The organism is Marisediminitalea alba, assembly GCF_002993365.1.
In the GTDB taxonomy this organism is placed as follows: Bacteria; Pseudomonadota; Gammaproteobacteria; order Enterobacterales; family Alteromonadaceae; genus Alteromonas; species Alteromonas alba.
This window is the reverse complement of the sequence record NZ_PVNP01000013.1, coordinates 123,232-136,149: the sequence shown is the minus strand read 5'-3', so window position 1 is coordinate 136,149 and position 12,918 is coordinate 123,232. Positions and strand designations below refer to the sequence as shown.

Here is a 12,918-nt window from a genome sequence, read left to right as displayed (position 1 = left end):
ATCTACCAAAAAGTTTGACTGCAAAAATCTGAGAGGCCAACTCGACAATGATGAAGCCTCAATTCCCCCATAGGGTAGCCTCTATGTGCCACAGGAAGATCGCTTAGACCACTTCCAAATCACTAGCTACGTTTACCTTAACCAGACACGAAGACTACGCACAGGTTCTGTTGGTGGCTGTCAGAGTCAAAATACAAATATGCATAATTAACATGACTGCATTATTGCAGGCGTGAGGTTAAGCTCCGGAAATTTCCAAAGCTTGACGAGACACCAAATCTGGAGTTCCTAACTGTCCACCAAAGTAAGAGATATTGATAGTAGTAAACCAGAGTGCCAACAACTCTTAAATTTTAGATTTTGACAGTGTCAGATTTAGAGGGAGTGATTTTGACAGCATCTAATACTTATTAAACCTTAGCTGAAAGTCGCCATCATCCAGTTGTGAATTCCAAAATTCTGGTTTAAAAGGCCCTTTCGACACAAGCTCCACTATCTTTGCCTTGTGTGCCTCCCCCATGTTTAACCCAAAGTAAACGTCTGTGATTTCATCATTACTTAGCGAAAGAGAGTGGCCGTTATTCCCCAGTAGTAATGGCCAGCTTGGGCTGAAGAAGCTTCTATATTCGTCTTCATATATCCAGTCCAGCGACTTCCTTAAGATAGGTCTCATAGTACTCACTGCATTGCTGGAAATAATTGGGAAATCTAAAGTTGGATACTCATTAGAGTAATGAATTTTTCTGGTATTAGAGAAGATACTCTTATCACTATCCCCAACTTTGAACCTCAGACAGTAACCGGTACTAGATTGCGCATAATGAGCCCAGAACAAAGGGTTAGTTTTACTGGTGGTAAAGCAACATATACGCGTTTTGGCATAATAGGCTTTTAATTCTGATTCAAAGCGATTGCGATATTGCTCATCCGTTAGCAAGTCGCCAACAGTAAGGCCTTCTGGGAACTTGGTTACCCCAGATAAAGCTATGCTTAACTTTAAGTCTTCAATGTAACCGCTAATCCTCGGTTCATCGTCTATGGCAGGCCAGTTTATTTTAAAGTTTAAATCATGTGGATCGTTAAGGTGCTCTCTAGTTGTATGGTAAAGCCACCCGTGAGTAAGAGTAGCCTCATGTTTCTTAATTGCTTCGTCATCTAGTGAAAATGACAGGAATCGATAAAGACCTGATAGACCCGCTTCCTGAGCAGTTTTGTGAGTCTCTGCAAATTCTAAAATTCTCTCATCCATAACTTTTAATCCGTTACTTTGTGCAGGAATCCATCATAACTAAAAAAATGACCAAAAATAACACACGCTTTTTTAGAAAAGCATGGAACGCTGCAATCGCATAGGAAGGGTATTACCTCGCCCCCTCCCCCTGTACTCATAGGAGATCGTGAGGTGTTCTGTGAGAAGACTTTCAGACACAGTAGGGCATTTGCTTATGTCTACATTACGTGATCGTAGAGAGCCATACAGAGCTTATTTGATTGAGGTAAAGATAAAGGGTAGCTATTGGGAAGCTGATGGAATATCGTAGAAAAAGATTAAGGGAAAAGTGTGAAACCAACCGTGACACAAAACGTACCACAGTTGGTTTCGATAGGCTTCTAAGTCATTGATTTATAATGACCCTGAAAGCGGGGCGATTCTTACATCATGCCGCCCATGCCGCCCATTCCGCCCATGCCGCCCATATCAGGCATTGCAGGTGCGTCGTCTTTAGGCAGTTCAGCAATCATAGCTTCAGTAGTGATCATCAGTGAAGCGATTGATGAAGCAAACTGCAGTGCAGAGCGAGTTACTTTAGTTGGGTCAAGGATACCCATTTCCAGCATGTCGCCGTAAGTGTCGTTACCGGCGTTGTAACCGTAGTTACCAGAGCCGTTCTTAACCTCGTTAACAACCACTGAGGCTTCTGCACCAGAGTTGATAGAGATTTGACGCAGTGGCGCTTCCATTGCACGCAGAGCCAGCTTGATACCGTGAGTCTGGTCTTCGTTGTCGCCAGTCAGGTCAGCCAGTTTAGCGGCCGCACGAACCAGTGCTACACCACCACCAGGTACCACACCTTCTTCAACCGCAGCGCGAGTTGCATGCAGTGCATCTTCTACGCGGTCTTTCTTCTCTTTCATTTCTACTTCAGTGGCTGCGCCAACTTTAATTACTGCTACACCGCCAGACAGTTTCGCCAGACGCTCTTGCAGTTTTTCTTTGTCGTAGTCTGAAGTTGAATCAGCGATTTGACCACGGATTTGCTCGCAACGTGCTTCGATAGCCGCTTCTTCGCCTGCACCGTCAACAACGGTAGTGTTGTCTTTGTTGATAACAACACGCTTAGCAGTACCTAAGTCTTCCAGCTGAACTTTTTCCAGCTCCAGACCGATCTCTTCAGAGATTACCGTACCACCAGTCAGGATAGCGATGTCTTGCAGCATAGCTTTACGACGGTCACCGAAACCTGGTGCTTTAACCGCTGCAACTTTAACGATACCGCGCATGTTGTTAACAACCAGAGTTGCCAGCGCTTCGCCTTCTACGTCTTCAGCGATGATAAGCAGAGGCTTGCCGCCTTTTGCTACCGCTTCCAGCGTAGGCAGTAATTCGCGGATGTTAGAGATTTTCTTATCAACTAACAGAATGTATGGGCTGTCCAGTTCTACTGCACCGCTTTCCTGGTTGTTGATGAAGTATGGAGACAGGTAACCACGGTCGAACTGCATACCTTCAACCACGTCCAGCTCGTTTTGCAGAGCCTGACCTTCTTCTACAGTGATTACGCCTTCTTTACCTACTTTTTCCATTGCCTGAGCAATGATGTCACCTACTTCGGCGTCAGAGTTTGCAGAGATAGTACCTACCTGAGCAATCGCTTTGCTGTCTGCACAGTCAGTAGACAGGGCTTTCAGTTCTTCAACTGCTGCCAGTACCGCTTTGTCGATACCGCGCTTCAGATCCATTGGGTTCATGCCCGCTGCAACTGATTTTAAGCCTTCAGTAACGATTGATTGAGCCAGAACGGTTGCAGTAGTAGTACCGTCACCCGCTTCGTCGTTTGCTTTAGACGCTACTTCTTTTACCATCTGTGCGCCCATGTTCTCGAACTTGTCTTCCAGCTCGATTTCTTTGGCTACAGATACACCATCTTTAGTGATGGTAGGCGCGCCGAACGACTTGTCTAAAACAACGTTACGGCCTTTAGGACCTAAGGTAACTTTAACTGCGTTAGCCAGGATGTTTACGCCTTTCAGCATTTTCGTGCGGGCGTCATCACCAAAACGTACTTCTTTAGCTGCCATGATAAATTCCTCTTAATTCGGGTTAACGGGTGATTATTCTACGATTGCCAGAATGTCGCTTTCGCTCATGATCAGTACTTCCTGATCGTCCAGCTTCTCGGTTTTTACGCCGTAACCGTCGTTGAAAATAACGGTGTCACCGACTTTTACGTCTAATGCTTTCACTTCGCCATTCTCCAGAATGCGACCGTTGCCCACAGCGATTACCTCACCGCGAGTCGATTTTTCTGCCGCAGAACCGGTCAATACGATACCGCCAGCAGATTTGCTTTCTTGCTCTGCGCGCTTGACGATAACGCGATCGTGTAAAGGACGAATTGCCATTTTCAAATCTCCTGAATAATTCAACTATTCAATTTAAGTGTTGTTGGGATGCATGAGCATTCATGCAGCCTTTACGTGGTTTTGGCCTGTAAGGGCCGTAAAATCTTGTCTGCGTGGATAAATGGGGTAGTACCCGGATAAACTCAAGGGCTATGTTAAAAAAAAAGTGAAATTTTTTTCAGATACTACAAATTGGCAGGGGGAAGAGCGATTGCCAGCCTGGCAATCGCTATTTAACAAGGGCCTGATAACAGGGCGAGAGCATGAATGCTTAAATATCGCTCAACGCCCGCTATCCGGATGGCAAAACCTACAACACCCATTTAAATGTGGTGGGCGCTTCCAAGGTAGCACAGTTTTTCATTCGCGATTTGCGTGCCCGTAACCACCCGTTAGCGAAATACGTTTACCGCGACTCGCTATAAATTCACTTTCTATGGCAAAACAGTTGCAACGCTGGCTTGTTATTCCTGTTTACGGATTCAACTCAAACTCGTTAGCCCGGATAAACAGCACATCTCCGGGTGTAAATTCACCGTTGATTACCTGCATCACGTAGCCGGTGAGTTGTTCGCAGGTCATCATATTATTGTTTGGTAAATCAAAGTAATCGCGGAATTTGGTATCAATAGCGCCGGGGCATAAACAAATTGAGTTGTAACCATCGGCAGCGAGACTTTTCGATAAGGTGATCACGCCGGCTTTTGACGCACAGTACGACGACCAGTCCTTGTAGGCATTAAACCCAGCCGTTGATGAGATCTGAATTAGCTGAGTAGATTCAGAATCAGTAAGCGCATACTTACATACATAATACGTACCCACCAGATTCACCTGAATATCATTAACCCACAACGCACTGTCAGACTCCAGAATACGCTTAGGATGGATAGAGCCGGCATTGTTGATCACAATATCGTAGGGAGCAGAAAGTCCGGCAAAATAGGCTTTAACAGAGTCTTCGCTGGTGACATCCAGCTCACTGCGCCCTGGCGTATCAATGTGGAATTGATTACCGTATTGCTGCTTAAAACTCTGCGCCCAATCGCCGCTGCCCCCGGTGATTAATACTCGCTTCATGATTTTTTAATCTCCGGGTTTTCGTGCTTATCGGCGGTGCTTTTCAACTTGTTGTATTGTTCGGTGATTTGCTGTTTTAATCTGGTGGAACTCACCCCTTCACCATAAGGGAAGTAGTAAACTTCCACGCCTAAGTCGCGCAGGTAATCATATTTTCCGCGCCAGTCATCCCCTACCACGAACACGTCGATATTGAGATCTTTTACCCGGTCGGTATGATCCAACGAGCGCTGAGGGATAACCATATTGGGGTATTTTAAAGCAGAAATAATCGCCGCACGCTCTTCATAAGGCACTGCAGGGGGATTCTTATAGGTACAGACAAGTTCATCCGTACTAACGCCCACAATTAAAGTACCACCAAAGCCAGCGCCATATTCAATCATCTTAAGATGGTTACTGTGAAATAAATCAAAGGTGCCGGATACATATACTATTGGTTTCATTTTTATTCTTCCTGCGTAGCTATGTAATTAGGATAACATTGTTTAAGCGGGGTTACAGTGATAACCGTTGCCTGAATGCCTGAGCCTGGCGGCGTGAGGGCACCAGAATACGCCCGTTTTGCATACGTACCTGCCACTGGCCGTTAAGCGGCACTTCAATATCGTCGATAAAGGCCAGGTTGATAATTTCTGAACGGTTGATGCGAAAAAATTCGGCTTCAGGCAAACGCGCCTCAATATGCGAAATGGCCTTATTCAACATCGGCTTATGCTGATCAAAATAAACCCTTGTGTAATTACCAACCGATTCAAACAGCTGTACCTGTTTAAGCCTGATCAGCCAGCATTGCTCGCCCTCTTTTAAAAACAACTGGCTGTCGCCATGCAGTCTGGACTCGGTGGTTACAGCCTCTTGCGCGGCAAGTTGCGCCTCAGCTTTGGCCAGGGCTTTGGTTAATCGCGGTAAGGTAATGGGTTTAAGCAAATAATCCAGCGCATCCACTTCAAAAGAGCGCACAGCAAATTCGTCAAAGGCAGTGGTAAACACCACTTTTGGCAATACCTCAAGTTGCTCTAGTAAGTCGAAGCCGGTGCCTCCGGGTAAGTCGATGTCCAGCAGAATCAGGTCGGGCTGCACTTCGTCGATAAGAGCAGTGGCACTTTCCACTGTATCGGCCTGCCCCACCAGAGTGACATTTGGCAGTTGCGACAACTGCTCACACAACTCCAGTCTCGCCAGTCGGCTGTCTTCCACTATGACTACCCGCATGGTTTGTCCTTATACGGTATTTGTACCCGTGCCACGACCTTGTCTTGCTGTTGGCTCAGCGTAAACGCCTGCTGCTCTGTATAAAGTATTGCCAGCCGCTGACGAATATTCTCAACGCCTATACCGCCCTGGCCGGCATTCAGTGAACCAGGGTTGGCCACTTCAATCAGCAGGCAATGCTCGGCAAGGCCGATAGACACGCTAACCACACCGCCCTCTACCTGCCTGGCGATACCATGCTTGATAGCGTTCTCCACCAGCAATTGCAGCATTAATCGCGGTACGGGGCAATCCTGGCTAACTTTATCGTCCACCGTCACCTGGTAGGCCAGACGGGATTCATACTGCATCTTCATCAGGCTCACGTAAGTCTCAACAATAGCCAGTTCGGCAGACAACGATGAGGTTTCCCCGGCATCACTTTGCAGATTATACCTTAGCATATCAGCCAGATTGGCCAGCATCTCTCTGGCCTTAGCCGCATCTTCTAATATCAGTGCACGAATATTATTAATGCAGTTAAACATAAAGTGCGGATTCAACTGACTCAGCAAGGCGTTTAACTGCGCCTGTTGCAGGTTTTGCTGGAGGTCTTCCTGAGTCGTCTCAAGCTCATCTACTTTACGTTGCCGGGTAATAAAAAAGTACAGGCCACTCCAGATAAGCAGAACGGCCCAAACCACCAGCAAATTGTTAATAAACAGCAAATCCAATGCGCCACTGGCCTGTTGGATAATCGGGTTTTTGATGACCACCAGGGTGCCGAGCATCAGACTCGTTGCGCCGCCGGCAGCAAGCAGGGATGCTGTTATGACGCCGGCAACGACTTTTAACAAGGGTAAGCGCTGCCAGCGGCGATACCAGATGCGCAAACAATGTGAAGCCGCCATAGCAAAGCCATAGAGGATAAAGACAGCGATAAATAACGGATAGCTGACTATGCCTGCAGCCACTTTTAACATTGAGTCAATGGCGTAGAATAGTCCCCAACCGGTAACCTGGAGCAGCCAGTATTGCTTCACACTATTCTCCCACCCGGCTGCTGATCCAGTCACTGATAATCAATAGCGCCTGTGGCGCAAACGTCTGATTAATCCTGCCATATTCGTCCGGCAGGCCGGATTCAGCCTGCTGAAAAAGGTGATTAAGATCCGGCAGTATTTTCAGCGTTACATCCTCGTTTTCCGAGCTTGCAAAAATGGCCTCCATACCTCCGATATTCGTGGCTGCAGCCACCTGCAAATCCTTCTCGCCATTTAATGCCAGTACCGGCATAGTCAGCTTTGGCAATACCTCTTCAGGCTGATAGGTTAAAAAACTTCGCCCCCACTCGTTAGCCACCACTTTAAGATACTGTTGGGCTGTGGCTTTGTCATAACCTTTGCTCAGTAAATCCTGCTCTATGGCCTGAGGGCTTTCCCCGGCAATCACCTGCTCAGCAAACACGCGCATCGCCTGATAAATAGCCTCGCCATTGGGCAATCCGTAGGCCACCGCCATATCCCGTTGTTGTTCTGCCCATAGTGTTGTGCCATCCACACCTAATCCTGCCAGCAACACAACAAATGCAACGTCTGGCTGACGGGCTGCAAACAGTGGTGCCGTGACACCGCCCTCACTGTGTCCGATTAGACCAATCTTTTGCTGGTTTATTTCATCCCGGGTGTTTAAGTACTCGAAAGCGGATGCCACGTCGGTGCTGAAATCATCAATGGTTGCTCCGGCAAAGGTACCGCCACTTTTAGCAGTACCGCGATCATCAAACCGTAATACCGCGATGCCGGCTTTAGTCAGATGGTCGGCAATCACCAGAAAAGGCTTATGACCCATCAGGGTCTCATCACGATCCTGCGGGCCCGAGCCGGACACCAGTATGGCAGCCGGGAAAGGGCCTTTGCCGTCAGGCAGAGTAAGCGTTGCGGCAAACTCAAAAGCCCCGGTAGTATGTGGGTAACTGACTTCTTCAACGGTATAGGGAAAAGGCGCTTCAGGGTGCTGAGGTCGTGCCGCGGCTTGTTTGGCTTTCTCTTTTCCTTCCTCGGTCTGGCGGGCCAGGGTCAGCGCAAAAGACTTGCCGCTTTGAGTGAATGTCCCTGCCAGCTTGCCGTCTTCCAGCGCCGCCTCATAAGAAGCACCGATGGCAGCAAACTTCAACGTTACCTGCGTATCTGTCATTTTCTCGGCACTGCCCGGGATGCCGAATGCCCCCTGGTTCGGGCTATCCAGACTAACCTGCCAGTCGGGCTCACTGCCCGCAATATGCAGTACCAAAGGCAATGATACACCAGGCTGAATATTGAGTTCGCCGTGCCAATCACCCGCGGTTTCCATGGCCGCGCTGCTAGTTGCCAGGACTAATCCGGCAACCAAACCTGTTATCCATTTAAGCATGAAATGTCTCCTTAACGGTTGTGCTATGGAACACAGAATGCCTGATTAAATCAAGTCTGGTGGAATAAATGACTAACGGTGATAACGACGGGTAAATGGTAAATGGAGGGGGATGAGCGGTTAGCCAGCAGGGCAAAGTTACCCTGCTGAGATATTCCTTAAAGGGGTGTTACGGCCTTTCTTAACGTGTCGGCCGGAATAATGGCACCGGGGTGCTGGATAACCGTACCGGCCACCATGGCACCAAAGCTGGCGGACTCCGTCACGTTTTTGCCGGATAACCGCGCAGCAAGATAGCCGCCGTTAAACGCATCGCCAGCGGCGGTGGTATCCACCACATTAGTTACCGTTTGCACCGGAACGATAAACTGGCCTTGGTGATTGACAATATGCACACCTACTGCGCCGTTTTTCATTACCACTTCGCCAATGCCAAACGGGGCGAGGTGCGCGAGCACGTCATCAGCATTGGTATGCCCATATAGTGCGAGGTGATCATCGCCACCAGGGAACGCGATATCAGCAACCTGATAACTTTTATCCATCCACTCCTGAGCTTCCTGCTGATCACGCCACAGGCGCGGGCGGTAGTTAGGATCAAAGACAATTCGGCAGCCGCTGCTGCGTAAGGTCTTGATCAGGTCAAACAGCTTCTCGCGCTGCTCAACATCTAAAATAGCCACCGAAATGCCCGAAAAATAAAACATCTCGATATTATCCGGGGCCTGAGTCATCACATTGAGGGTTTGTGTGGCTGCCGAGCCATCCCGCCAGTAGGCAAAGGTACGCTCGCCGTACTTGTCGGTTCGTACCATATACAAACCCAGATTACGCTTGCTACAGCGATAAACATGGTCGGTATTTATTTGCTCATCACCCATGGCAAACAGCAGTTCATTACTTAAAAAGTCTTCGCCAATAGCGGTCAGATAACTTACCGACAGGCCCGGCGCATTGCGTTTTAAGTACACTGCGGTGTTGTAGGTGTCACCCGCAAAACTCTTCTTTAGTTCGGTGGCGCTGGTTGACACCAGTTCCACCATACATTCCCCAAAAATGACGACTCTTTTCACGCGGCATCCTTAGTAAATTGTTGTTGCGCCAGCGCACAGGCAGCGGTTACGCCCTGCCAGTCGCCGCTTGCTACACAGCTCTTTGGAATCATCCAGGAGCCGCCCACGGCGAACACGTTAGGCAGGCTGCTGTACTCATGCAAATTAGAATTGGAAATACCACCGGTTGGGCAGAGTGATACTTCCGGAAAAATAGCGCTGAAATTTTTCAGCATAGCGGCACCACCGCTTAAACTGGCCGGAAAGAATTTCACTTCCGACAAGCCGGCCTCAACGGCCAGTAAAATGTCTGAGGGAGAAGCAGTACCAGGCAGATAGGGAATATTAATGTCGCTCAGCGCCGACAGCAGTTTTTCACTGAGAGTCGGGGTAATAATAAACTGACTTCCGGCGTCTACCGCTTCCTGCACATGCGCCTGATTTAACACGGTGCCCATGCCCACCAATAGCTCCGGAAAAGCTTCGCGAATGGCGGTAACCGCAGCCGCGGCTACTGGTGTACGGCGCACCACTTCAATACTACGTAAACCACTGGCATGCACGGCACCGGCAATATTAACGGCCTGCTCTACACTGTGTGGTTGCAGAATCGGTAGTAATGGCGTGCCCTCTATCAGGCTTTTAAAGTCGCTCATTACAGTGCTCCTAACACGTCGGCAGCATTGTCGCCGGTGATGGATGACAGCACCTCAACGTATTCCTGCACGGTGTCTTTAAACCATTTGTTGGCCGTCAGTTCGGCGAACACCTGAGGCAGATTCAGCACCGCTGCACCGAGCGCCGGCAGGTCACCCTGGTGCTGACTGGCTAAACCAATTAAGGTTTCTGCCAGCGGATCCACCAGCTCTTCCTGGTCGCTAGCACGTTTAGCAATAAATAAAATCCATGCTGCAATCGGTACGCACAGCAGTTTTGCCTGCTGACCAAGTTTTAAGTTGTCGCGCACGGTATTAAGCACACGGAAAGGAAGCTTCTGCGAGCCATCCCAGGCGATTTGTGCCAACAAGTGGCGAATGTGGCGGTTCTTGTAGCGATTTAAAATATCTTCCGCGTAGGCCGGTAAATCCATCACGCCTTCTGCATTGATAGATGGAATAATTTCATCACTGAGCAAACGACGAATAAAGGCTTCCAGGGCGCTGTCGCTGATCGCTTCATAAACGGTTTCTTTACCAAGCAAAATACCGGTGTAAGCAAGCGTTGAGTGAGTGCCATTTAAAATACGCAGTTTGGCATTTTCAAAGGCGGCGACATCATCGGTAAAGGTGACACCAACCTTATCCCAGGCCGGACGCGGCCCGCTGAATTTGTCCTCAACCACCCACTGGGTAAAGCCTTCGCGCTGGATAGGCCAGGCATCTTCAACACCCAGCTTGTCGGCTGCCAGGCTAATCAGTGCTTCATCGGTGGCCGGCGTAATGCTATCAACCATGGTGCAGGGAAAGGCAATGTTCTGTTCAATCCAATGCGCCAGTTCGGGCTGGATTTTCTGAGCAAACTGCAATACGGCTTTGGCCAGCTTTTTGCCGTTATCAGCCAGGTTGTCGCAACTGATTACGGTAATATCAGTCTGTTGCTGTTCAAAGCGGTGCTTGAGCGCACTTACGATAAGCCCTACCGCCGATACCGGCTCATCAGGATTGGATAAATCGTGCATGATGTCGGCATGGGACGTATCCAGCTCACCATTACTGGCCAGGCAATACCCCTTCTCAGTAATCGTTAACGAAATAATATGCGTGTTGGCGTCGGTCAGCGCAGCCATAATGGCTTCACGGTCTTCATTTAATACCAGTACGCTGTCGAAAGCGCCAATTACCTGCACATAGGGCTCGTTATCCAGTACTACCAGTGAATACAGATTGTCCTGATCGGCCATTTTTTGTTTCAGCGTAGCGCTGCGCATCGACACACCGGTAATTCGCCAGTTACCACCATAAGCCATCGCCATGTCGGTATACACAGCCTGATGGGCGCGATGAAATGCGCCCGGCCCAATGTGCACAATACCGCGGCTGCGTACAGCGCGATCGTAGTCAGGCTTTTTTACCTCGGCAGGCAAGGTGGCCAGTGTAGCATTATTTAACGACGCCGCCATGATTATGCCTGCCCCAGTTTGTAAGCTTTTTTCGCCAGATCGTAAGACAGCTGTTTAATCAGGCTGCCAGCTTCTTCTTCGCTAATTCGGTGTTCCACCACCATATTGGCAAGGAACCGGCAATCAATACGGCGGGCTACGTCGTGGCGAGCCGGAATCGACAGGAAGGCGCGGGTGTCATCGTTAAAGCCAACGGTATTAAATAAACCGGCGGTTTCGGTTACCTGATGGCGATAACGCAGCATGCCTTCCGGGCTATCGTGGAACCACCAGGCAGGGCCCAGCTTAAGGCACGGATAATGACCAGCCAGCGGCGCCAGCTCACGGGAATAGACGGTTTCATCAAGCGTAAACAAAATGATGTTCAGGCGCGGATCGTTGCCGTATTTATCCAATAGCGGTTTTAAGGCGTTGACGTATTCGGTTTGCAGCGGAATGTCTGCGCCTTTGTCGCGGCCGAATTTGGTAAACACATCGTTATTGTGATTACGGAATGCGCCCGGATGGATTTGCATAACCATTCCATCTTCAATACTCATACCCGCTAATTCGGTAAGCATTTGAGCGCGGAATAACTCCTGATCAGCTTCGCTGGCTTTGCCGCTCAGGCATTTGCTGAATAAAGCCTGACAATCAGCCTTCGACAGATCTGCGGTACGGGCAGTTGGGTGGCCGTGATCGGTGGCTGTGGCACCGTGCTCGCGGAATACCGCGCGGCGCTGACGAATAGCGGCCAGGTAACCTTCCCAGTCACTGGTATTTTCACCGGTAATTTCACCGAGTAGCTCAATATTCTGTGCGAAGTCTTCACGGGAGGCATCCACCACATCATCCGGACGGAAGGAAGTAATAACACGTTTATCCCAGCCGGTGCCTTTTAATACCCGGTGGTGCTCAAGATTATCCAGAGCCCCTTCAGTGGTGGCAATCAGTTCAATATTGAAGCGGTCCATTAAAGCGCGGGGTTTGTATGCGTCTTTCGCCAGCTCTGCTGTGATGAAATGGTAGTACTCCATGGCGTTTTCGCTGCACAGCATGTCGGTTAAACCAAACACATTCTTAAATACCGTATCGAGCCACATTCTGGATGGCGTACCGGCAAACAGGTAATAATGGTCAGCAAAAATCTGCCAGATTTTCTGCGGGTCGCTTTCGGTTGGACCACCATCCCAGCGACGAATACCGAGATTCTCCAGCGAAACGCCCTGACTATAGAGCATTCTGAACACATAGTGATCGGGTAAAATAAACAGCTCGGTGGCATTACCAAAATTTTCGTCATAGGCAAACCAGCGCGGATCGGTGTGACCGTGGGGGCTGATAATAGGCAGGTCTTTGACTGTTTGATACAGCGCGCGAGCAACAGATCGGGTTGCTTCGTCGGCCGGAAACAATCTGTCTTCGTGTAATAGTATTGGTTTCATATCAGTCTCTTTG

General features: G+C 49.1%; 12 protein-coding genes. All 12 read right to left on the bottom strand.

Annotated features, from left to right (window positions below):
- Positions 1 to 400 precede the first annotated feature (400 nt).
- Positions 401 to 1,249, bottom strand: a complete 849-nt coding sequence (locus C6Y40_RS02190) for a DUF2971 domain-containing protein (RefSeq protein WP_105933125.1) — start codon at positions 1,247 to 1,249, stop codon at positions 401 to 403.
- 404 nt (positions 1,250 to 1,653) lie between these two features.
- Positions 1,654 to 3,300, bottom strand: coding sequence for a chaperonin GroEL (gene groL / locus C6Y40_RS02185; RefSeq protein ID WP_105933124.1), 1,647 nt, complete (start codon positions 3,298 to 3,300; stop codon positions 1,654 to 1,656).
- A 33-nt stretch (positions 3,301 to 3,333) separates the two neighbouring features.
- A complete protein-coding gene (locus C6Y40_RS02180) occupies positions 3,334 to 3,624 on the bottom strand; it encodes a co-chaperone GroES (protein ID WP_070175315.1) in 291 nt (96 codons plus the stop codon).
- Positions 3,625 to 4,098: 474 nt separating this feature from the next.
- On the bottom strand, positions 4,099 to 4,704 hold the full coding sequence (locus C6Y40_RS02170) for an SDR family oxidoreductase (protein WP_105933123.1): 606 nt from the start codon (positions 4,702 to 4,704) through the stop codon (positions 4,099 to 4,101).
- The gene (locus C6Y40_RS02165) at positions 4,701 to 5,150 is read right to left on the bottom strand and encodes an FAD synthase family protein (RefSeq protein ID WP_105933122.1); all 450 of its coding nucleotides are present in this window, start codon (positions 5,148 to 5,150) and stop codon (positions 4,701 to 4,703) included. The genes C6Y40_RS02170 and C6Y40_RS02165 overlap by 4 nt, the downstream gene beginning before the upstream one ends.
- Before the next feature lie 52 nt (positions 5,151 to 5,202).
- Complete coding sequence (locus tag C6Y40_RS02160; RefSeq protein WP_105933121.1) at positions 5,203 to 5,919, bottom strand: LytR/AlgR family response regulator transcription factor; 717 nt, start codon at positions 5,917 to 5,919, stop codon at positions 5,203 to 5,205.
- A complete protein-coding gene (locus tag C6Y40_RS02155; RefSeq protein ID WP_105933120.1) occupies positions 5,910 to 6,941 on the bottom strand; it encodes a sensor histidine kinase in 1,032 nt (343 codons plus the stop codon). The genes C6Y40_RS02160 and C6Y40_RS02155 overlap by 10 nt, the downstream gene beginning before the upstream one ends.
- A gap of 1 nt (position 6,942) precedes the next feature.
- The gene (locus C6Y40_RS02150) at positions 6,943 to 8,310 is read right to left on the bottom strand and encodes an alpha/beta hydrolase family protein (protein ID WP_105933119.1); all 1,368 of its coding nucleotides are present in this window, start codon (positions 8,308 to 8,310) and stop codon (positions 6,943 to 6,945) included.
- 158 nt (positions 8,311 to 8,468) lie between these two features.
- The gene (locus C6Y40_RS02145) at positions 8,469 to 9,383 is read right to left on the bottom strand and encodes a sugar kinase (RefSeq protein ID WP_105933118.1); all 915 of its coding nucleotides are present in this window, start codon (positions 9,381 to 9,383) and stop codon (positions 8,469 to 8,471) included.
- Complete coding sequence (gene eda / locus C6Y40_RS02140; protein ID WP_105933117.1) at positions 9,380 to 10,018, bottom strand: bifunctional 4-hydroxy-2-oxoglutarate aldolase/2-dehydro-3-deoxy-phosphogluconate aldolase; 639 nt, start codon at positions 10,016 to 10,018, stop codon at positions 9,380 to 9,382. Before eda ends, C6Y40_RS02145 begins: the two co-directional genes overlap by 4 nt.
- Positions 10,018 to 11,481, bottom strand: coding sequence for a mannitol dehydrogenase family protein (locus C6Y40_RS02135; protein ID WP_105933116.1), 1,464 nt, complete (start codon positions 11,479 to 11,481; stop codon positions 10,018 to 10,020). Before C6Y40_RS02135 ends, eda begins: the two co-directional genes overlap by 1 nt.
- Before the next feature lie 2 nt (positions 11,482 to 11,483).
- Positions 11,484 to 12,905 carry a glucuronate isomerase gene (uxaC, locus tag C6Y40_RS02130; protein ID WP_105933115.1) on the bottom strand — a complete coding sequence of 474 codons (1,422 nt, stop codon included), beginning with the start codon at positions 12,903 to 12,905 and terminating at the stop codon, positions 11,484 to 11,486.
- Positions 12,906 to 12,918 lie beyond the last annotated feature (13 nt).

Coding starts and splice junctions, on each gene's coding strand:
- C6Y40_RS02190 (WP_105933125.1), bottom strand. CDS start 1,249: ATGGATGAGAGAATTTTAGAATTTGCAGAGACTCACAAAACTGCTCAG.
- groL (WP_105933124.1), bottom strand. CDS start 3,300: ATGGCAGCTAAAGAAGTACGTTTTGGTGATGACGCCCGCACGAAAATG.
- C6Y40_RS02180 (WP_070175315.1), bottom strand. CDS start 3,624: ATGGCAATTCGTCCTTTACACGATCGCGTTATCGTCAAGCGCGCAGAG.
- C6Y40_RS02170 (WP_105933123.1), bottom strand. CDS start 4,704: ATGAAGCGAGTATTAATCACCGGGGGCAGCGGCGATTGGGCGCAGAGT.
- C6Y40_RS02165 (WP_105933122.1), bottom strand. CDS start 5,150: ATGAAACCAATAGTATATGTATCCGGCACCTTTGATTTATTTCACAGT.
- C6Y40_RS02160 (WP_105933121.1), bottom strand. CDS start 5,919: ATGCGGGTAGTCATAGTGGAAGACAGCCGACTGGCGAGACTGGAGTTG.
- C6Y40_RS02150 (WP_105933119.1), bottom strand. CDS start 8,310: ATGCTTAAATGGATAACAGGTTTGGTTGCCGGATTAGTCCTGGCAACT.
- eda (WP_105933117.1), bottom strand. CDS start 10,018: ATGAGCGACTTTAAAAGCCTGATAGAGGGCACGCCATTACTACCGATT.
- C6Y40_RS02135 (WP_105933116.1), bottom strand. CDS start 11,481: ATGGCGGCGTCGTTAAATAATGCTACACTGGCCACCTTGCCTGCCGAG.
- uxaC (WP_105933115.1), bottom strand. CDS start 12,905: ATGAAACCAATACTATTACACGAAGACAGATTGTTTCCGGCCGACGAA.